Origin of the sequence: Falsiroseomonas ponticola, assembly GCF_016805305.1 — a bacterium.
Classification (GTDB): Bacteria; Pseudomonadota; Alphaproteobacteria; order Acetobacterales; family Acetobacteraceae; genus Falsiroseomonas; species Falsiroseomonas ponticola.
In genome coordinates this window covers 171,489-190,960 of record NZ_JAERQN010000006.1, presented here as the reverse complement: position 1 = coordinate 190,960, position 19,472 = coordinate 171,489, and the positions used below count along the sequence as shown (strand labels likewise).

General features: G+C 70.8%; 23 protein-coding genes and 1 pseudogene. 8 read left to right on the top strand and 16 right to left on the bottom strand.

The window, feature by feature from the left end:
• Positions 1-3 precede the first annotated feature (3 nt).
• From cysS to JJI54_RS18680, 5 genes are all read left to right on the top strand, one after another.
• Positions 4-1,398: a cysteine--tRNA ligase gene (gene cysS / locus JJI54_RS18700; RefSeq protein ID WP_203074575.1), complete on the top strand. Its 1,395-nt coding sequence runs from the start codon at positions 4-6 to the stop codon at positions 1,396-1,398.
• A 32-nt stretch (positions 1,399-1,430) separates the two neighbouring features.
• Entirely contained in the window at positions 1,431-1,817 is a 387-nt protein-coding gene (gene copM, locus JJI54_RS18695; protein ID WP_226381899.1) for a CopM family metallochaperone, read from the top strand.
• An 85-nt stretch (positions 1,818-1,902) separates the two neighbouring features.
• Positions 1,903-2,748: an RNA methyltransferase gene (locus JJI54_RS18690; RefSeq protein ID WP_203074574.1), complete on the top strand. Its 846-nt coding sequence runs from the start codon at positions 1,903-1,905 to the stop codon at positions 2,746-2,748.
• A complete protein-coding gene (locus JJI54_RS18685) occupies positions 2,745-3,611 on the top strand; it encodes an alpha/beta fold hydrolase (RefSeq protein WP_203074573.1) in 867 nt (288 codons plus the stop codon). The genes JJI54_RS18690 and JJI54_RS18685 overlap by 4 nt, the downstream gene beginning before the upstream one ends.
• Positions 3,611-4,579: a Bug family tripartite tricarboxylate transporter substrate binding protein gene (locus tag JJI54_RS18680; protein WP_203074572.1), complete on the top strand. Its 969-nt coding sequence runs from the start codon at positions 3,611-3,613 to the stop codon at positions 4,577-4,579. The genes JJI54_RS18685 and JJI54_RS18680 overlap by 1 nt, the downstream gene beginning before the upstream one ends.
• Positions 4,580-4,649: 70 nt before the next feature.
• On the opposite strand, the gene JJI54_RS18675 is transcribed toward JJI54_RS18680, so the two are convergent.
• Positions 4,650-4,850, bottom strand: coding sequence for a hypothetical protein (locus tag JJI54_RS18675; RefSeq protein ID WP_203074571.1), 201 nt, complete (start codon positions 4,848-4,850; stop codon positions 4,650-4,652).
• A gap of 220 nt (positions 4,851-5,070) precedes the next feature.
• Between JJI54_RS18675 and rpsD the strand changes: the two genes are divergently transcribed.
• Positions 5,071-5,688, top strand: a complete 618-nt coding sequence (rpsD, locus tag JJI54_RS18670; protein WP_164696152.1) for a 30S ribosomal protein S4 — start codon at positions 5,071-5,073, stop codon at positions 5,686-5,688.
• Between the two features lie 266 nt (positions 5,689-5,954).
• Here rpsD and JJI54_RS18665 read toward each other — a convergent pair whose 3' ends face one another.
• The 15 genes from JJI54_RS18665 to purB all read right to left on the bottom strand — a co-directional run bounded on the left by JJI54_RS18665 (position 5,955) and on the right by purB (position 17,883).
• Positions 5,955-6,296, bottom strand: coding sequence for a hypothetical protein (locus JJI54_RS18665; RefSeq protein WP_203074570.1), 342 nt, complete (start codon positions 6,294-6,296; stop codon positions 5,955-5,957).
• A gap of 311 nt (positions 6,297-6,607) precedes the next feature.
• Positions 6,608-7,321: a lysophospholipid acyltransferase family protein gene (locus JJI54_RS18660; protein ID WP_203074569.1), complete on the bottom strand. Its 714-nt coding sequence runs from the start codon at positions 7,319-7,321 to the stop codon at positions 6,608-6,610.
• A complete protein-coding gene (locus JJI54_RS18655) occupies positions 7,318-8,283 on the bottom strand; it encodes a phosphatidate cytidylyltransferase (protein WP_203074568.1) in 966 nt (321 codons plus the stop codon). The genes JJI54_RS18660 and JJI54_RS18655 overlap by 4 nt, the downstream gene beginning before the upstream one ends.
• The gene (locus JJI54_RS18650; protein WP_203074567.1) at positions 8,280-8,927 is read right to left on the bottom strand and encodes a CDP-alcohol phosphatidyltransferase family protein; all 648 of its coding nucleotides are present in this window, start codon (positions 8,925-8,927) and stop codon (positions 8,280-8,282) included. The genes JJI54_RS18655 and JJI54_RS18650 overlap by 4 nt, the downstream gene beginning before the upstream one ends.
• Before the next feature lie 267 nt (positions 8,928-9,194).
• Positions 9,195-10,169 carry a glycosyltransferase family 2 protein gene (locus JJI54_RS18645; protein ID WP_203074566.1) on the bottom strand — a complete coding sequence of 325 codons (975 nt, stop codon included), beginning with the start codon at positions 10,167-10,169 and terminating at the stop codon, positions 9,195-9,197.
• A gap of 64 nt (positions 10,170-10,233) precedes the next feature.
• The gene (gene grxD / locus JJI54_RS18640; protein ID WP_203074565.1) at positions 10,234-10,575 is read right to left on the bottom strand and encodes a Grx4 family monothiol glutaredoxin; all 342 of its coding nucleotides are present in this window, start codon (positions 10,573-10,575) and stop codon (positions 10,234-10,236) included.
• 25 nt (positions 10,576-10,600) lie between these two features.
• The gene (locus JJI54_RS18635) at positions 10,601-10,840 is read right to left on the bottom strand and encodes a BolA family protein (RefSeq protein ID WP_203074564.1); all 240 of its coding nucleotides are present in this window, start codon (positions 10,838-10,840) and stop codon (positions 10,601-10,603) included.
• Positions 10,840-13,059, bottom strand: a complete 2,220-nt coding sequence (gene purL / locus JJI54_RS18630; protein WP_203074563.1) for a phosphoribosylformylglycinamidine synthase subunit PurL — start codon at positions 13,057-13,059, stop codon at positions 10,840-10,842. The genes JJI54_RS18635 and purL overlap by 1 nt, the downstream gene beginning before the upstream one ends.
• On the bottom strand, positions 13,056-13,754 hold the full coding sequence (gene purQ, locus JJI54_RS18625; protein WP_203074562.1) for a phosphoribosylformylglycinamidine synthase subunit PurQ: 699 nt from the start codon (positions 13,752-13,754) through the stop codon (positions 13,056-13,058). The genes purL and purQ overlap by 4 nt, the downstream gene beginning before the upstream one ends.
• Positions 13,755-13,991: 237 nt before the next feature.
• Positions 13,992-14,219 (bottom strand): hypothetical protein, encoded by a 228-nt coding sequence (locus JJI54_RS18620; protein ID WP_203074561.1) that lies wholly within the window; start codon positions 14,217-14,219, stop codon positions 13,992-13,994.
• Between the two features lie 6 nt (positions 14,220-14,225).
• A complete protein-coding gene (gene purS, locus JJI54_RS18615) occupies positions 14,226-14,465 on the bottom strand; it encodes a phosphoribosylformylglycinamidine synthase subunit PurS (protein WP_203074560.1) in 240 nt (79 codons plus the stop codon).
• Positions 14,462-15,226, bottom strand: a complete 765-nt coding sequence (gene purC, locus JJI54_RS18610) for a phosphoribosylaminoimidazolesuccinocarboxamide synthase (protein ID WP_203074559.1) — start codon at positions 15,224-15,226, stop codon at positions 14,462-14,464. Before purC ends, purS begins: the two co-directional genes overlap by 4 nt.
• A 144-nt stretch (positions 15,227-15,370) precedes the next feature.
• Complete coding sequence (locus JJI54_RS18605; protein ID WP_203074558.1) at positions 15,371-16,126, bottom strand: NRDE family protein; 756 nt, start codon at positions 16,124-16,126, stop codon at positions 15,371-15,373.
• 31 nt (positions 16,127-16,157) lie between these two features.
• Positions 16,158-16,460: a hypothetical protein gene (locus JJI54_RS18600; protein WP_203074557.1), complete on the bottom strand. Its 303-nt coding sequence runs from the start codon at positions 16,458-16,460 to the stop codon at positions 16,158-16,160.
• 79 nt (positions 16,461-16,539) lie between these two features.
• Positions 16,540-17,883, bottom strand: coding sequence for an adenylosuccinate lyase (gene purB / locus JJI54_RS18595; protein WP_203074556.1), 1,344 nt, complete (start codon positions 17,881-17,883; stop codon positions 16,540-16,542).
• Between the two features lie 121 nt (positions 17,884-18,004).
• Here purB and JJI54_RS18590 point away from each other — a divergent pair.
• Both JJI54_RS18590 and JJI54_RS18585 read left to right on the top strand, forming a co-directional pair.
• Positions 18,005-18,631, top strand: a pseudogene (locus JJI54_RS18590) (TerC family protein); the annotation flags it as partial.
• Positions 18,632-18,798: 167 nt separating this feature from the next.
• A complete protein-coding gene (locus JJI54_RS18585; protein WP_203074554.1) occupies positions 18,799-19,404 on the top strand; it encodes a hypothetical protein in 606 nt (201 codons plus the stop codon).
• Positions 19,405-19,472: the final 68 nt, after the last annotated feature.

Genomic DNA, 19,472 nt, shown 5'->3' with positions numbered 1-19,472 from the left:
CGCATGGAAATCCAGCTGCACAACAGCGCCACCAGGCGCAAGGAGCGGTTCATCCCGCTCGATGACCAGCATGTCCGCCTCTATGTCTGCGGCCCGACGGTCTATGACCTGGCGCATCTCGGCAATGCCCGCCCCGTCGTCGTCTTCGACGTGCTGGCGCGGCTGCTGCGGCGCGTTTTCCCGAAGGTCACCTACGCCCGCAACATCACCGATGTGGACGACAAGATCATCGACCGCGCGCGCGACAGCGGGGAGCCGATCGACAGCGTCACCAGCCGCACCACCGCCGATTTCCACCGCGACATGGCCGCACTCGGCAACCTGCCGCCGGATGTGGAGCCGCGCGCGACCGGCACCATCCCGGAGATGGTGGCGCTGATCGAGCGCCTCATCGCCAATGGCCACGCCTATGCGGCGGAGGGCCATGTCCTCTTCGCCGTCGCCAGCTTCGCGCAATACGGCGCGCTGTCCGGCCGCAGCCCCGAGGAGATGCTGGCCGGCGCCCGCGTGGAGGTCGCGCCCTACAAGCGCGATCCCGGCGATTTCGTGCTGTGGAAGCCCAGCACGCCGGAGCAGCCGGGCTGGGACAGCCCCTGGGGCCGCGGCCGTCCGGGCTGGCACATCGAATGCTCCGCCATGTCCTGGAAGCATCTCGGCCCTGATTTCGACATCCATGGCGGCGGCGCCGACCTCATGTTCCCGCACCATGAGAACGAGGTCGCGCAATCCGTCTGCGCCTTCCCCGGCAGCCATTTCGCCCGGTACTGGATGCATAACGGCATGCTGCTCGTGGACGGCGAGAAGATGTCGAAGTCCCTCGGCAATTTCCGCACCGTGCAGGACATCCTGGCCCTCGGCCCCTGGGCCGGGGAGGCGTTTCGCCTGCTGCTGCTGCGGACGCATTACCGCATGGCGATCGACTACACCGTGGCGGGGCTGGAGGAGGCGCGGCGGGAGCTGGACCGCTTCTACCGGGCGCTGGCGAAGATGGAGGATGTCGAGGCGGTGGCGGACGCCGAGCCGCTGGCCTGGGAAGCGCCGAGCTTCGAGGCCGCGCTGGCCGATGACCTCAACACGCCGCTGGCGCTGGCGACGCTGCATCACCTGGTCTCGGCCGCGAATGATGCGCTGGGGCGGGATGCCACCGCCGACCTTCCGATGCTGAAGGGCCGCATCCTGGCCTGCGGGAAGCTGCTCGGCCTGCTCGGCCAGGCGCCGTCGGCCTGGTTCCGGGGCGAGGGCGGCGACGATGCGGCGATCGAGGCCGCCATCGCCGCGCGTCTCGCGGCGCGGAAGGCGAAGGATTGGGGCGAGGCCGACCGCATCCGCAAGGAGCTGGCGGCGCAGGGCATCCTGCTGGAGGACGGGCCGGCGGGCACGACCTGGCGGCGGGCGTGACGCCTCTTGCCTTCCCACGGGGGCAAGGCCCCATGTCGGCATCCGGCTTCATCACCGGAGGAACCGCCATGATCCGTCTTGCCCTCGCCGCCGCCCTGTTCGCCGCCACGCCTGCCTTCGCGCAGCAGGGGCACCAGGGCCATGGTTCGCGTCCCGCGCCTGGCGTGCAGGAGCCGGCAAGCACGCGGGAGTTCCGCGCGGCCAATGCGCGGATGCACCGGGACATGGACATCCGTTTCACCGGCAATGCCGACCGGGATTTCGCCGCCGGCATGATTCCGCACCACCAGGGCGCCATCGAGATGGCGCGCATCCAGCTGCGTCACGGCACCGACCCCGACATGCGCAAGCTGGCCGAGGAGATCATCGCCGCGCAGGAGTCCGAGATCGCCAGACTTCGGGCGTTCCTGGCGCGATGAAGGAAGTGTTTGTTCTCCCGGTCCAGGGTCCGGTTGGACCCTGGCGAGGGGGTGCAGGGGGAGCAGCGCTCCCCCTGCGCACAGCATGACCGGCGGCCGCGGCGAAGGCGGTGCGTTGCTGACGCCCGCCCCCGGCGAATCCCCCATCGTCGTCCTCGTCCGCCCCCAGATGGCCGCCAATATCGGCACTGCCGCCCGCGCCATGGCCAATGGCGGCCTTTTCCATCTGCGGATCGTCGCCCCGCGCGATGGCTGGCCGCAGCCCAACGCCTATGCCGCCGCTTCCGGCGCCGATGCCATCATCGATGCCGCGCAGGTCTTCCCCGACATCGCTTCCGCCGTCGCCGATTGCCATCGCGTCTTCGGCACCTGCCCGCGCCCGCGCCACGTCATCATCCCGATGCGCGATGCCCGCGCCGCCGCCGAGGACCTTCGCGAGATCAATGGCCGCGGCCTGCGCGTCGCCGTGCTGTTCGGGCCGGAGCGGGCGGGGCTGGAGGCCGATGACCTCGCGCATTGCGACACGCTGGTCCGCTATCCCCTGAACCCGCAGCACACCTCGCTGAACCTGGCCCAGGCCGTGATGATCCTGGCCTATGAGTGGTGGATGCAGGCGGAGACGACGTCGCCGCGCGACTTCCAGATGAACGAGACGCGCCCGGCGACGAAGGGCGAGCTCGAGAATTTCCTCACGCGGCTGGTGGATGAGCTGGATGCGTCGGGCTTCCTGCACAATGCGCCGAAGCGCCCCGGCATGGTGCGCAACCTTCGCCACTGGTTCGAACGGGGCGAGGTGACGGCGCAGGAGTTGCGGACGCTGCATGGCGTGGTGACGGAGCTGTCGCGGGGCCGCATGCGCCGCGGCCGTTTCCAGGACAATGACCCGCCGCCTTGGGCCTCATCCCTTGGGCAGGAGAAGGATCAGCCGTGACGACCCACCCCGATGGCACGCCGGTGGCGCCCCTGCCGGACCTTCGCTTCACGGAGGTCGATGGAGGGGCGCTCGGGCTGTCGGGGCGCCGGCTTTCCTACATGGAGGCGGGGGAGGGGCCGGCGACGCTGCTCTGCCTGCATGGCATCGGTGCCAATTCCATGGGCTGGCGCTTCGTGCTGGCCGGCCTGTCGGATGTGGCGCGGGTCATCGCCTGGAACGCGCCGGGCTACCTGATGTCCGACCCCTTCCTGGCGGAGCGCCCGCGGGCGGAGGACTATGTCGAGGCGGCGGTGGCGCTGCTGGGCGCGCTCGGCGTCGAGGGCCCGGTGCATGTGGCGGGGTCCTCCTTCGGCTCCATGCTCGGCGCCTGCCTGGCGGCGCGGCACCCCGCCCGGGTGGCCTCGCTGACCTTGATGGGCACGTCGCGCGGCCAGCGCTGGAAGGGCGAGGAAGGCCGCGCCGCCATGCTCGCCATGCGCAAGGCCAGCGTCGCGGAGGGCGGCGTCGCGCTGGCGCGCACGCGGTCGGACAAGCTGATCTCGCCCAGGGCCGCGCCGCTGGTGCTCGACCTCGTCCGTGGCATGGTGGCGGCGACCAACCCGGCCGGGCTGATGCAATCCGCCCAGGCGACGGACCAGGTGGATGTGGTGGCGGACTACGCGCCGCGGATCACGGCGCCGACGCTGGCCATCACCGGCCAGGACGACGTCGTGAACCCGCCCGATGTCGGCCGCATGATCGCGGAGGCCATTCCCGGCGCCCGCTTCCTCTCGCCCGAGGGCATCGGCCACCTGCCCGAGGTCGAGGCCCCCGCCTTCACGCTCGCGCTGCTGCGCGCCCAGATCCAGGGAGACCGTTGATGCGCCTTGCCCGCCGCACCCTGCTGGCCGCCCTCGCCCTGCCCGCCGTGGCCCAGGCGCAGACCGACTACCCCACCCGCCAGGTGCGCCTGGTGGTGCCCTTCCCGCCGGGTGGCGGGCTGGATGCGCTGGCGCGCGCCCTGGCGGATCGCCTGCAGGCGGCCTGGCGCCAGCCGGTGGTGGTGGACAACCGGCCGGGCGGTTCGACCGTGCCGGGCACCGACATCGTCGCCAAGGCGCCCGGCGATGGCCACACGCTGCTGATCACCGCGGACAATTCCATCACCTCCAACCCGCACCTGATCCGCGCCCTGCCGCATGACCCGATGCGGGACCTGGCGCCGATCAGCCTGCTGGTCGATGTGCACCAGATGGTGCTGGTGCATCCCTCGGTCGGCGCGCGGTCCATGGCGGAGCTGGTGGCGGCGGCCCGCGCGGCGCCGGGGCGGCTCAACTTCGGCTCCTATGGCAGCGCCAGCCAGCCGCATCTCTGCTTCGGCGCGCTGATGGCCCGCGAACGGATCGAGATGGTCCACGTCCCCTATCGCGGGCTGACACCGGCGGTGCTGGCGACCGTGGCGGGCGAAGTGCAGATGACGCTGGCCGGCATCGCCAGCGGCGCCGAACACATCCGCGCCGGCACGCTGCGGGCCCTCGCGGTCGGCAAGCCCACGCGGTTCGAGGCGCTGCCGGAGGTGCCGACCCTGGTGGAAGCGGGCTTCGGGGATATCGACCCCCGCACCTGGTTCGGCGCCTTCGCACCCGCCTCGACGCCCCCCGCGCTGGTGGCACGCCTGCACCGGGACATCGCGGCGGCCATGGCGGAGCCCGCGGTGCGGGACCGCATCCTGGCACCGGCGGGCTACACCGTGCATGCGGCGACGCCCGAGGCGACGGCGGCGTTTCTGCGGGATGATTTGGCCTACAAGGCGCGGTTGATCCAGGCTGCGGGGATACAGGCGGACTGACAAAGCGCCGGGGAAGGCGCTGCCTTCCCCGGACCCCATCCGCCAGGGGCGAGACGCCCCTGGACCGTCGTCAGAGCTGCTTCGCCAGCTTTCGGGCCAGGATGTAACCCAGCAGGCCGGAGAGCGGCGCCGCCGGCAGCAGCAGCAGCCAGCCCAGATGCTGCCCGCCGATGATCAACCCCATGCCGATGCCGAGCATCATGCCGCCTACCAGGCTGCCGACGACACCAGCCGTGAGGCCGAGGACCAGGATCTCTTCGCGCTTGACCATGAAGCGGGAGTAGGGGGCCCAACCCTGGTTTGACAAGGCGCCCCCCCGCCCCTAGAAGCCCGCCACTTCCGGGAACGTGGACAGGCCTTCGGGGCCTGCGCCCGCCTGCGGCCATCCGGGCCACGGGCCTACCGGGACAACCCGCCGCGATGCCCATAAGGGTGCCGGCACAAGAAGAACCCGCACCACGGCACAAGCCGCGGCGGGGCAGGAGCAGCGCATGACCAAGCGCGCGGAAAGCAAGTACAAGATCAACCGCCGCCTCGGCGTGAACCTCTGGGGCCGCGCCAAGTCCCCGATCGCCAAGCGCGAATACGGCCCCGGCCAGCACGGCCAGCGCCGCAAGCAGAAGCCCACCGACTTCGGCGTGCAGCTGATGGCGAAGCAGAAGCTCAAGGGCTACTACGGCAACATCGGCGAGAAGCAGTTCCGCAAGTACTACGAGGAAGCCGTGCGCCGGAAGGGCGACACCTCGGAGAACCTGATCGAGCTGCTGGAGCGCCGCCTCGACACCATCATCTACCGCATGAAGCTGGCGGTGACGCCCTTCGCCGCGCGCCAGTTCGTCAACCACGGCCATGTGCTGATCAACGGCAAGCGCCTCAACATCCCGTCCTACCTGGTCAAGGACACGGACATCATCGAGGTGAAGGAGAAGTCGAAGTCCCTGACCGCGGTGCTGGACGCCGCCCAGTCCGGCGAGCGCGACGTCCCCGAATACATCGAGATCGACCACCGCGCGATGCGCGGCCGCCTGCTGCGCGCGCCGAAGCTGTCGGACGTGCCCTACCCCGTGCAGATGGAACCGAACCTGGTGGTCGAGTTCTACTCGCGCTGATCCAGCGATCCTTCGGGGTTACACGAAGCGCCGGTCCCGCAAGGGGCCGGCGTTTTGCGTTTCGGGGCAGGGCGGCGGGAGGCTGTTGCCGGGCGGAATTCGCACGCGCGAGAACAGCGGAAAGCGGACCTTGCACGGCACGAAGCACGGCGTGCTTGCCTAAGGTTGATACGCGCGTTGGCGCCAGTTGCCCGACCGTTGGACGGCGTCTGCGCCTCGCGACCGCACAGGTACGCCCATGCGCCACGCAGGTGCCGTCGCATGCCTCAGAGCGCGTTGCCCCGTTGCAGGCGCAGGCCCTCACCAGGCAGGCTCGGCGTCCAACGCAGCGGCGCAGCAGGGTCGCTTGCAGGGCGCATGCAACGAAGCGAACCCGTCGTGGTCATGACGAACGTCCACTCGGGATAGAGTGTGCCGCGAACGGAACAGCCAGCATCGGCGGACGCTTGCTGCGGCGGCCGAGGCGGCGTGCCCCGACCCGACGGTTGGACGCAGACCATCGCCGGCTCACCAACGCCCTGTGACGTGACGCTCCATGTTGGCGTCGTTTGCGTGCCCGGCACGCAAATCATGAAGACGCCGATGATGTCGGACGCCAAGGCGATCATGCGGTTCCCCTGTCATCCAAGCCTATACAGCGCGGAAGTTGCCGGACATGGATGGGTGGCAATCTGACCAGCGCATAACCGCAACGATGCCGCGTCTGCAACGGGCCGCATAACAGCCCTCGTCACGCTATCGGCGACGGACCCCGCTGGCAGGGCTTCGTCAACGTGGCTTCCTGGGTCGCCACTGCTGGCCAGCGATTCCAGCGTCTTGACGCATCGGGGAGCAGAAGCCCGGCACGCCTCAGTCTCATGGCACAAACTCATGCCTGATCGCCCGGCGGATCATCGCCTGCGCGTTTCTCCCGCCACGCTCACCCCTCCCGCAGCGCCACCACCGCATCCCGCGCCGCCTGCGCGATCCGCGCCCGCCCCTCCGCATCCGCCGCCACATCCTCGAACACCAGCGGCGTCCCTATCCGCAGCCGCAGCTTCCCCGGCCTCGGCCAGCGGCGGGAGGGTGGCCAGCTTGCATGGGCGCCCTCGATCCAGCAGGGCACCACCGGCACGGGCGTGCCCGCCACCAGCATCGCGAGCCCCGGCTGGAAGGGGGCCATGGTCCCGTCGCGGCTCCGCGTGCCCTCGGGGAAGAGGATATAGGCCAGCCGGTCCTCCAGCAGCCGCTCCCGCAGCAGCTTCAGCTCGCTCCGCTGCGTCCGGCCGCGCCAGACGGGCAGGGCGTTGATGGCATAGGCCGCGAAGGCGGCGCCGGCGGGCTTGCCGAAGAAGACCTCGCCTGCGGCCAGCGCATGCGCGGCCCGCGCGGCCTCCCCGCGCAAGGCCGCGGCCAGGGTCAGCGCATCCAGGTGGCTGGCGTGGTTGGCGATGATGACGAAGGGCGGCGGCGGCAGGTTCTCACGCCCCTCCACCTCCAGCCGATGCGCCGCCGCCAGGTAGAGGCGGAGCGCGTGGCGCCACACCCCGTTCAGCGCCAGGCCGACCAGCCCCCGTTCCCGCGCCAGGCTGCGGAGCCGCTGGCCCAGCGGCAGGCCGAGATCCCGGGCCGGCTTGATCTCCCACGACTTCATTGCGTGAAGATCCGCGTCGGCTCATCCAGCCCGAAGCCCACGAAATAGCCGATGAAGTGGAAGACGGCCGGGGAGACCAGCAGCAGGCTGTTGAAGCGGTCCAGGATGCCGCCATGGCCGGGCAGGACCACGCCCATATCCTTGATGCCGATGTCGCGCTTGATGGAGGACAGCATCAGGTCCCCCGCCTGGCCGGCGACGCTGACCAGCACGCCCAGCAGCAGCAGCCAGAACCAGCCGCCCATCGGCGTCGCGCCGAACAGGGCCTGCGCGATCAGCGCGACGACGCTGCCCGTCACCACCACCGCGCCCAGCGCGCCGGCGATGGTCTTGTTGGGGCTGGTGGCCGGCAGCAGCTTAGGCCCGCCCAGGATCTTGCCGCAGGTGAAGGCCGCCACGTCGTTCAGCGCCACCGCCGTCAGCAGCAGCAGCACGATCGGCCGGTAGCCCGGGTCATTCGCCATGTAGCCGAGATGGGCGAGCCCCGCGCCGAACAGCATGTAGCCCAGCACCGCCAGGCCGACGCGCTGGATATAGCCCTCCGGCCGGTCCTGCGGGATGGAGGCGACGGCCAGCAGGCTGACCGTCAGCGGCCAGAGCGCGACGAAGAAGCCGTACCAATGGTCGAGCGCCGCGAAATTCACCAACAGGATGCCCAGCACCACGACGGCGGAGAGCACCCTCTCCCGGAACAGCCCCGTCGCCCGCGCATATTCGCGGTAGCAGAGCAGGCCGAGCAGCGTGACGGCCAGGATGGTCCATTCCCGCCCCGCCAGCACCGGCCCGATCATCAGCGGCAGCAGCACGCACCAGGAACCGAGCCGCAGCCACAGCTCCCGCCGGAATGCCGGCGTGCCGCGGCCGGCCAGACTCAGCCCGCCGATCACCAGCGCCGCGGTCGCGACCACCGCCAGGGTGGCGCCGACGATCCAGACGGTGACTGGATGGGCAAAAGCGCTCATTCGGGGTCATTCCGCTGGGCCAGTTGCGTCCAGGCGCCCTGCAGCCGGCGCCACCCCGTGACCAGGGAGAGCAGCAGGATGACCCAGAGCGCCATCCCCGGCAGCGCCGCCGTCCAGGCCGAAGGCAGCACGGCGCAGGCGATCGCGAGCGCCGTGACCAGCGCCATGCGGTGCTGCTTGGCCATCGGGCCGCGGAAGTCGCTCGGCGCGCCGGCCGCCTTGCCCACCGCGCGGAGATAGGCCGTCGCCATGGCCGCCAGCGCCGCGCCGAGCCCCAGCGCCAGATCCCCCGCCGCGATGCCGAGGCCCGCCAGCACGGCGGTGTCGGAGACGCGGTCCGGCACCTCGTTGAACAATTCCCCGGCCGGGGAGGCGATGCCGCGCCCGATCGCCACCATGCCGTCCAGCAGGTTCGCCAGCAGCCGGAGCTGGATGAACAGCGCGCCGAGCAGCCAGAGCGGGATCGCCGCCTGCGGCCACCAGGCTGTCCCGGCCAGGCAGAGCCCCGCCAGCAGCCCGGCCCCCATGCCGGCCAGCGAGATGCCATCGGCCGAGGCGCCGCGCCGGACCAGCGCGCCCGCCAGGCGCTGCATGATGCCGAGGTCCCGCGCCGCGATCGGCCGCCTGTCACCGCTCTCCGTCATCCGTCCTGCCTGGCGCCCCTACCGTTGCGCCGCCAGCATCGCATGGGCGCACGCCCCCGCGCAGGATGGCCTGCGAACACAGCAGCATGATTCCGCTGGCTTTCGCGTCGATGTTTTTGTTATGTTCCGGTCACCACGGGGCCGATCCATGTCCGCAGCCTGCCGCCGCGATCCGGCGTGCCCATGCGAAAACGCGACTAAAGGTGCTAAAACGGCTTAATCGGCTAAAGCCACAGTAGTCCTAAATCCGCAGTATTCTGCAGCCGGTCACGCCCCCCGCGCCTCCGGGTACCGCGCGAAGGGGCCGTGCAGGCGGGCGGGCAGGGCCGGCAGGCTGTGCGCGGCGGCCAGCAGCGCCAGGCGCTTGAGGCTCGGCGCGGCCAGGGCGGAGGCGCGGAGCACCCGCAGCCCCTCCGCCCTTGCGCCATGGCGCAGCAATTCCTTGCCGACCACCCAGTCATTCTCGGCCTGCGCCCGGCGGCGGATGCGGGCCGCGGTGGCGGGGCCCAGGCGATCCGCCAGCGCCGGATTCTCCCAGATCGCCGCCATGGCGGGGGCGAAGGCCGCGGGGTCCCGCGCCATGCGGCGATAGGCGCTGCCGCCGCGCTCCCGCACATGGAGCAGGGGCTCGCGGCCCTCGACGGTGGCGAAGGGGCCGGCCAGCGCCAGGCGGATCCAGCACTCCCAATCCTCCCCGTAGCGGAGGCTGGGGCGGAAGCCGCCGGCGGCCTCGAAGGCCGCGCGCCGGGCCAGCAGGTGCCCGCCATTCGCCAGCAGGTTCTCCACCAGCAGGCGCTTCAGGATGTCGCCGGCGGGGTAGGGGCCGGGCTTGAGGCGGAGCGGCGGGTCGCCCGGCCGGGCGCCCTCGGCGACCGCCGCCCAGGGGCCATAGGCCGCGACGGCGCCCGGCGCGCCATCCAGCGCGGCAGACAGCCGGGCCAGGGCATCCGGCGCCAGCCAGTCATCGGCATCGAGGAAGAGCAGCGCCCCGCCGGCCGCGGCCCCGATGCCCGCCATGCGGGCGGCGGAGACGCCGGCATTGGCCTGGCGGAGGATGCGGATCCGGGGATCGCCCTCGGCGGCGCGCTCGGCGGCCAGCGCCGTGCCGTCGCGCGATCCGTCATCGACGATCACCATCTCCCACCGCGTCAGCGACTGGGCCCGGGCGGAGGCGACGGCATCCCCGATGAAGGGGGCGACGTCGAAGGCGGGGGTGACGATCGATATCAGGGGCGCGGCCATCACCCCAGAGTGGGGCAGGCCGGCGGGGTGCCGAAATCAACACCCCGCAAGCAGCGCCGTGCCCTTACTGGGCGGAGGCCTTCGTCGTCACGCCCTTCTCGGCCAGCAGCGTCTCCAGCTCGCCGGCCTGGAACATCTCGGTGACGATGTCGCAGCCGCCGACGAACTCGCCCTTGACGTAGAGCTGGGGGATGGTCGGCCAGTTGGAGAAGGCCTTGATGCCCTCGCGGATCTCCATGTCCTCCAGGACATTGATGCCCTTGAAGGGCACGCCGACGTGGGAAAGGATCTGCACCACGCGGGCGGAGAAGCCGCACTGCGGGAAGACCGGCGTGCCCTTCATGTAGAGCACGACCGGATTCGCATCGATATCGGCCTGGATGCGGTCGAAGGTGGGGTTGCTCATCGGGGTCGGGTCCCTGTTGTCGCGGTTAAGCCGGGTCCGGCGCGGAGGTCTGGAGGGCGAGGGCATGCAGCGCGCCCCCCATCCGCCCCTGCAGCGCGGCATAGACGATCTGGTGCTGCCTGACGCGGGGAATGCCCTTGAAGGCCGTGGAGACGACCTTCGCGGCATAATGGTCGCCATCGCCGGCGAGATCCTCGATCGTCACCTGCGCATCGGGCAGGGCGGCCTTGATCAACGCCTCGATTTCCGCCGCATCCATCGCCATCAGGCCGCTCTCCCCTCCATCAGCGCCGGCAGGGTGGCCTCATGGGCCGCCCGCAGCGAAGCCACGGATATGGAGGAGCCGCCGGCAAGAACCAAGTCCCCGCCGCCGCTGCGCCCGATGATCGCGGCCGGCACGCCGGCGGCGGCCGCGGCCGCGGCCAGCGCGGCGCCATCGGTGACGGCCAGGACGTAGCGGGCCTGGTCCTCCCCGAACCACCAGCCATGGGGCGCGATACCCGCGGGCGGGGCGGCCAGGGTGGCGCCGGTGCCGTCCGCCATCGCCATCTCCGCCACCGCGACCAGCAGGCCGCCATCGGCCAGGTCGTGGCAGGCGCTGACGCTGCCTTCCAGGATGCGGGCGCGGACGAAGTCGCCGTTGCGGCGCTCCACCGCGAGGTCCACGGGCGGCGGTGCGCCTTCCTCCCGCCCCGCGATCTCCCGCAGCCAGAGCGACTGGCCGAGCCAGCCCTGCGTATCGCCGACCAGCACCAGGTCGAGGCCCGGCTTCAGCGCCAGCCCGATGGACTGCGCCGCATCCTCCAGCACGCCGACGCCGCCGATGGCCGGCGTGGGCAGGATCGCGCGGCCCTCGGTCTCGTTGTAGAGGGAGACATTGCCGCTCACGACCGGGAAGTCGAGCGCGGTGCAGGCCGCCGCCATGCCCCGCACGGCGGAGGCGAACTGGCCCATGATCTCCGGCTTCTCGGGGTTGCCGAAATTCATGTTGTCCGTGATGGCGAGCGGCTTGGCGCCGACCGCCGTCAGGTTGCGCCAGGCTTCCGCCACCGCCTGCGCGCCGCCCGCTTCCGGGTCCGCCTGGCAGTAGCGGGGCGTGCAGTCCGTGGTGATGGCGAGGGCGCGCTTGAGGCCTTCGAGCTTGACGACGGCGGCATCCGCGCCGCCCGGGCGCTTCACGGTCTGGCCGCCGACCGTGCTGTCATACTGGTCCCAGATCCAGCGGCGGGAGCAGAGGTCGAGGCTGCCGACCAGCGTCTCGAGTGCCGCCAGAGGGCCCACGGGATCGGCGATGGAAGCGGCATCCAGCACCGGCTGCTTCGGCGTCTCCGCCGCGGGACGGCGATAGAGCGGCGCCTCGGATTCCAGCGGCGCGAGGGGAATGTCCGCCTCCACCACGCCCTTGTGCCGGATGACGATGTGGCCGGTATCGGTCAGGTGGCCGATGACGGCGAAATCGAGTTCCCACTTATGGAAGATGGCCTGGGCCTCGGCTTCCCGGCCGGGCTTCAGGATCATCAGCATGCGCTCCTGGCTCTCGGAGAGCATCATCTCATAGGCCGTCATGCCCACTTCGCGCTGGGGGACATTGTCCATCACCAGCTCGATGCCGACGCCGCCCTTGCCCGCCATCTCGACGGAGGAACTGGTGAGCCCCGCCGCGCCCATGTCCTGGATGGCGACGATCATGTCGGTCGCCATCAGCTCCAGGCAGGCCTCGATCAGCAGCTTCTCCGTGAAGGGGTCGCCGATCTGGACGGTGGGGCGCTTCTCCTCGGAATCCGCGGAGAATTCGGCGCTGGCCATGGTGGCGCCATGGATGCCGTCGCGCCCGGTCTTGGAGCCCACATAGACCACGGGGTTGCCGATGCCGGCCGCGGCGCTGAGGAAGATGCGGTCCTTCGGCGCGATGCCGACGGTCATCGCGTTCACCAGCGGATTGCCGTTATAGGCGGGGTGGAAGTTGACCTCGCCGCCCACGGTCGGCACGCCGACGCTGTTGCCATAGCCGCCGATGCCGCGCACCACGCCATCGATCACGCGCTTCATCCGCGGCGCCTCGGGCGATCCGAAGCGCAGCGCGTTGAGGTTCGCGATCGGCCGCGCCCCCATGGTGAAGACATCCCGCAGGATGCCGCCGACGCCGGTGGCGGCGCCCTGGTAGGGCTCGATGAAGCTCGGGTGGTTGTGGCTTTCCATCTTGAAGATGGCGGCCAGCCCGTCGCCGATATCGATCACGCCCGCATTCTCGCCGGGGCCATGGATGACCCAGGGCGCCTTGGTCGGAAGCTGGCGCAGCCAGACGCGGCTCGACTTGTAGGAGCAGTGCTCCGACCACATGACGGAGAAGATGCCGAGTTCGGTCAGCGACGGCGTGCGGCCGAGGATCGACAGCACGCGGTCATACTCATCGGCCTTCAGGCCGAATTCGGCGGAAAGCTGCTTCGCCCGCGCGGCGTCGAGGGAGGTCGGGGCGTCAGTCATGCGGTGGCCAGGCTCTCGACGAGGGAGGTGAACATCGGCAGCCCATCCGTGCCGCCCATCAGCGGGTCCACGAGGTCCTCGGGATGCGGCATCAGCCCGCAGATGCGGAGATTGGGGGAGAGGATGCCCGCGATGCCGTCGCGCGCGCCGTTGCGGTTGGCGGCGGGCGTCACCTCGCCCTCCGGCGTGCTGTAGCGGAAGGCGACCAGGCCTTCGCCCTTCAGCCGGGCCAGGGTCTCGTCATCGCAGAAGTAGTTGCCGTCGCCATGCGCCATGGGCGCGCGGAACACGGCGCCCTGCTGCCAATGGGCGGTGAAGGGCGTGCCCGCGCGCTCCACCCGCATGTGGCAATCCATGGATAGGAACCGCAGCGTCGCATTGCGCAGCAGCGCGCCGGGCAGCAGCCCGGCCTCCGTCAGGATCTGGAAGCCGTTGCAGACGCCAAGCACATGGCCGCCCTTCGCCGCGAAGTCCCGCACCGCCCGCATGATCGGCGATTGCGCCGCCATGGCGCCGGAACGGAGGTAGTCGCCATGGCTGAAGCCGCCGGGCAGCACCACCAGGTCCGTGCCCGCGGGCAGCGCATCCGCGCGGTGGAACAGCAGCGTCGGCTTGCGGCCGCTGACGCGTTCCAGCGCGATGGCCATGTCCCTCTCCCGGTTCGTGCCGGGGAAGACGATGATGACGGCGTTCATGGTGCCACCCGTTCGCCCGCCGGAGACGGGCCTTGACTGTACAGGGATGCCGCCGTCGTCACGGCAGCGCCCCTCAGAGACCGTTTGAGAACACCGGCGGGTCGGTTTCGCTGGGCTTTTCCGCGCTGGGTGCGTTGCCGGGCTTGCCGATGCAACCAGCATCGGCCGCACCCGGCGCCTTCCCAGCACGCAAAATCCCTCGCGAAGCCTCAGCCGCCGGCATTCTCAAACGGTCTCTCAACCCACCCAGACCCGCAGCCAGTGCAGCCCGCCCACGACGACCAGGGTCGTCAGCGCGGCCAGCGCCGCGGCGGTCACCCAGCGGTCCAGCCCCTTCTTGCCCCGCGCCACCAGGCCGAGGCGCTTCGACTGCGCCACCGCCGGCATGCGCTGCTCGCGCCAGCGGAGCCCCATGGAGATGAGGACCGTCAGCACCAGCATGACAAGGAGGGAGACCTTGACCATCGGGGGTCAGACCACCTCGACCCGGAAGGATTCGATCACGGTGTTGGCCAGCAGCTTGCGGGCCATCTCCTCCGCGGCGGCCTTGGCCTTCACCGGGTCCGTCTCCGCCAGCTCCAGCTCGATCACCTTGCCCGCGCGCACATCGGCGACGCCGGCGAAGCCGAGGGAGGAGAGGGCGTGGCCGATGGCCTTGCCCTGGGGGTCGAGGACGCCGGGCTTCGGCATCACGGTCACAAGCGCCTTCACTGGACGGTCTCCGGCCCCTTCATGTCCCTGACACCCGCTTCCGGCAGGATGCCGAGGCGGCGCGCCACTTCCTGGTAGCCTTCCTCGACCTTGCCGAGGTCCCGGCGGAAGCGGTCCTTGTCCATCTTCTCCCCGGTCTTGACGTCCCAGAGGCGGCAATTGTCCGGGCTGATCTCATCGGCCAGGACGATCCGCATCTCGTCATTCTCGTAGAGGCGGCCGAACTCCAGCTTGAAGTCCACCAGCGTGATGCCGACGCCGAGGAAGAGGCCGGTGAGGAAGTCGTTCACCCGCAGCGACAGCGCCACCATGTCGTCCAGGTCCTGGGTAGAGGCCCAGCCGAAGCAGGTGATGTGCTCCTCCGACACCATCGGATCGCCGAGCGCGTCGTTCTTGTAGTAGTATTCGAGGATGGAGCGCGGCAGCCGCGTGCCTTCCTGGATGCCGAGGCGCTTGGCCAGGCTGCCGGCGGCGACGTTGCGGATGACGATCTCGAGCGGGATGATCTCCACCTCCCGGATCAGCTGCTCGCGCATGTTCAGCCGGCGGATGAAGTGGGTCGGGATGCCGATCTCGGTCAGCTTCATCATCAGGTATTCGCTGATGCGGTTGTTGAGCACGCCCTTGCCGGTGATCGTGCCCTTCTTCGCGCCGTTGCCGGCGGTCGCGTCGTCCTTGAAATACTGCACCAGGGTGCCGGCTTCCGGGCCCTCGAACAGAATCTTGGCCTTGCCCTCGTAGAGCTGACGGCGGCGCGCCATGGTGCTGAAACTCCTCGACTGCCGCGGCCGCCAGGGAATGGGGCGCGCGGGTGCGGCCGGGCGCGGGGCCCGGTGCCGGGGTCGCTATAGCAGGGGAACAACAAGCCCGCCACGCCACCGGCGGGATGCTGCCCGGCGGCGTGTTCAGGGGGCGGCCAAGGGGGGAGACAGGGCCACCGGGGCGAAGGGCGCGGTGCCCGGCGGGGCCGGGCAGAAGCGCCAGCGCCGGCGGCCATCCGCCGCCAGGGCGACCAGGCTGGCGCAGACCGTGCCGAAGCCGCCCACCGGCGGCACCCGCAGCGCTTCCGCCCCCATGCCGGGGCGGGTGGTGTCATCCGCCAGCAGCGCGGCCCACCCCGACCAGTCATCCCGGTCCGGATCGGGCGGCGGCGCGGCCTGGAACAGCGGCAGGTGCCGGGCGGTGCGGGGACTGCCGAGGTCATTGGGGTCATGCGCCGTGACCATGGAAATCCCCGGGGCGAGCGGCATGGCCCGCGGCCGGCCCTCGCCCAGGCCCTTCACGAACCAGGCGCCGGCATGGTCGGCGATCACCATGTTGAAGGGGCGCCAGGCGCCGGCATCGAGGGCGGCCATGGCCGCGACGGCGGCCTCGGCGGAGGGGGCGGCGGCGGCGGCCAGCGGCAGGTCGCCCCGGCTGCGCTTGCCCGCGGCGGGGCCGAGGCTGCCGGGCCGGTTGAGGATGGCGGCCAGCACGCCCCCTGGGCCCAGCGCCATCCAGGTGCCGCCCGCCGTCAGGTCCCGCCCGCCGACCACGCCGGGCCGGTCCGGCCAATGCGCGGCCGGGCCCTGCCAGGCGCGGTCCAGCCTCTCATCCCGGTTGGCCGCGACCAGCACGGGCCAGGCATGGCCCGGGCGCCACAGGCAGATGACGGTGCACACGGGCGGCCACTGGTCCTTGAAGCAGGGGTCCTCAGAAGCGGAAATAGAGCCCGACGCCGGGCGGTGGCGGCGGGCGGTAGTAGCGCGGCCGGGGCGGCGGCGGCGCGTAGTAGTAGACCGGCGGCGGCGCGTAGTGGCGGGGCCGCGGCGGCGGGTAGTAGTAGTAGGCGGGCGGCGGCGGCGCGTAATAGGCCGGCGGCGGCGCGTAGTAGGGCGGTGGCGGGACGTAGGTGCCATAGGGCTTCCAGTCCACGCCGAGCGCGCCCTGCTGCGCCATCGCCGGCGCCGCCATGCCGAGCAGGGCGGCCACCACCATCCCCGGAATCCTGGACATCACACGGGCCTCCTCATGGGTGGAGGAGATAGGCACCACCCATGGCGAAACCGCGGCATCCGGGATGACGTGGGCGCGATCAGTCCCGCTTGCCGCCCATGACGCGCGCGAAACTCTGGTCCACATGGACGAAGTCCCGCGCGGGATCCATGGCGCGGTCCAGCGCCTCCGCCGTCATGCAGGCCGCGACCTCCGGGTCCGCCAGCAGGTTGCTGCGGAAATCCTTGGCACCCGGCTTGCCCAGCGCCTGCCAGGTGGCCATGGCGGAGCGCTGCACGGCGGCATAGGCGCCTTCCCGGCTCATGCCCGCCTGGGTCAGCGCCAGCAGCACCTTCTGGCTGTGCACCACGCCGCCGAGGCTTTCCAGGTTCTCCGCCATCCGCTCCGGATAGACCGTCAGCTTCTCCATCATCCCGGTCAGGCGCATCAGCGCGAAGTCGAGGGTGATGGTGGCGTCGGGCCCGATCACGCGTTCCACGCTGCTGTGGCTGATGTCGCGCTCATGCCACAGCGCGACATTCTCCAGCGCCGGCATGGCATAGCCGCGGACGATGCGGGCCAGGCCGGTCAGGTTCTCGCTCAGCACCGGGTTCCGCTTGTGCGGCATGGCGCTGCTGCCCTTCTGGCCGGCGTGGAAGAATTCCTCCGCCTCCCGCACCTCGCTGCGCTGGAGGTGGCGGACTTCCGTGGCCAGGCGCTCCACGCCGCTGGCCACCACGGCGAGCGCGCAGAAGAACGCCGCGTGGCGGTCCCGCGGGATGACCTGGGTCGAGACGGGCTCGACGGCGAGTCCCAGGTGCTTCGCCACATGCGCCTCCACGCGCGGATCGACGCTGGCGAAGGTGCCGACGGGGCCGCTGATGGCGCAGGTCGCGACCTCCGCCCGCGCGGCGACCAGGCGCGCGCGGTTGCGCTCGAACTCCGCGACGTAGCCGAGCAGCTTGAGCCCGAAGGTCGTCGGCTCCGCATGGATGCCGTGGCTGCGGCCGATGGTGGGCGTGTGGCGGTATTCCTCCGCGCGGTTGCGGAGCGCCACCAGCAGCGCATCGACATCGGCGATCAGCAGGTCGGCGGCGCGGGTCAGCTGCACGGCGAGGCAGGTGTCGAGCACGTCGCTGCTCGTCATGCCCTGGTGCACGAAGCGTGCCTCCGGCCCGATGCCCTCGCCCAGCCAGGTGAGGAAGGCGATCACGTCGTGGCGAGTCTCGCGCTCGATCGCGTCGATGCGGTCGAGGTCGGCCTGCGTGATCGCGGCCACCTTGGCGCTGCCGCCGCGGCGGATCGCGACCGCGGCCTCGGCCGGGATGGTCCCGAGTTCTGCCATCGCTTCAGCGGCCAGCGCCTCGATCTCGAACCAGATCCTGAAGCGCGACTCCGGCGACCAAATGGCGACCATGTCAGGTCGGCTGTAGCGGGGGACCATGTCGTGGATTCCATGAAAGAGACGCCATCAGCGGGTGATGACGCCGTAAAGAGGCGGTTGACAAGCCTCCCGCCGCCAATGGAATTAGCGCCGCCGAGACCGGGAATGGATGCGTCTTAACATGGATTTTTCTTCATTTGGCCCGGAGCTTGTCGCTCTCGGGCAGGTTCTCTTCATCGATATCGTCCTTGCGGGCGATAATGCGATTGTCGTTGGCATGGCGGCCGCGGGCCTGCCGGCCGACCAGCGTCGCAAGGCGATCTTCTGGGGCATCGCGGCCGCGACGCTGATGCGCATCGGCTTCGCCTCCATCACCGTGCAGCTGCTCTCGATCGTCGGCATCACGCTGGCGGGCGGCGTGCTGCTGCTGTGGGTGTGCTGGAAGATGTACCGCGAGCTGCGCAGCGGCGGGCATGGCGATGGCGAGGTGACGGATACCGGCGTCGAGCTCGACGAGAACGGCAATCCGCGCAAGACGCTGCGGCAGGCCATCACCCAGATCCTGGTGGCGGACGTGTCGATGAGCCTCGACAACGTGCTGGCGGTGGCCGGCGCGGCGAAGGACCATCCCTACATCATGATCATCGGCCTCGCCTTCTCGGTCGTGCTGATGGGCGTGGCGGCGACGCTGATCGCCAAGCTGCTGGACAAGAACCGCTGGATCGCCTGGCTCGGCCTGCTCGTCATCCTCTACGTCGCGGGGCAGATGATCTTCGAAGGCACGCACCAGGTGGCGGACAACGTGCCGGAGGCGTATGGCTATCTCTTCCTGCCGCTCGGCTGGATGGCGGTGCCGGAGGTGTTCCCCGTGGGCCTCTGGATCTTCGCGACCCTGTTCCAGGTGGCCGTGGTGGCCATGGTGGCCACCATCGTGGTGGATTTGACGCAGCAGCTGCTGCGCAGGAACCGCTGACCATGCGCCACGCCCCCTTCCCGATCCTCGTCGCGCTCTCCCTCGGCCTGGCCGGGTGTGCGCCGCAGGAAGGGGAGGAGGTGGCGACGGGGGCGTCGCCCGCCGGGGGGCGCCCCACCCTGGCGGCGGTGGCGGATCGCCTGCCCGATGCCGTCGCGGGCTTCACGCGCCGCGACACCACCTGGCACGAACAGTCCCGCGCGGGGCTCGGCGTGGCGATGGACTATGACGGCCCGGCGCGCAGCGCCGTCGCCACCGTCAGCGTCTATGACCGCGGCCTGGCGGGGGTGCCGGACAATACCGACTCGGCCGCGCTGCAGGCCGAGTTCACCGCCGCGGTGAGCGAGGCGGTGGCCATGGCGGGCACCCGCACCAGCCAGCGCATCGCGGAGCGCGACCGCACGGATGTCGAGGTGCCGGGCCAGGCGCCGATGCGCTGCGCCACGCTGCACGGCACCTATGGGCGGCAGGAGGTGCAGACGCTGGTCTGCCTCGGCCCGGCGGCGGGGCGGTTCCTCAAGATCCTCGTCACCTCCCCGGCCCGGCAGGTGCGGCCGGTGAACCCGGTGCCCTTCGTCGTCGGAGTCGCGCAGGCGGCGCGCGGATAGGCTGGCAGGCGGCGCGCGGATAGGCTGGCAGGCGGCGCGCGGATAGGCTGGCAGGCGGGGCGGACGCC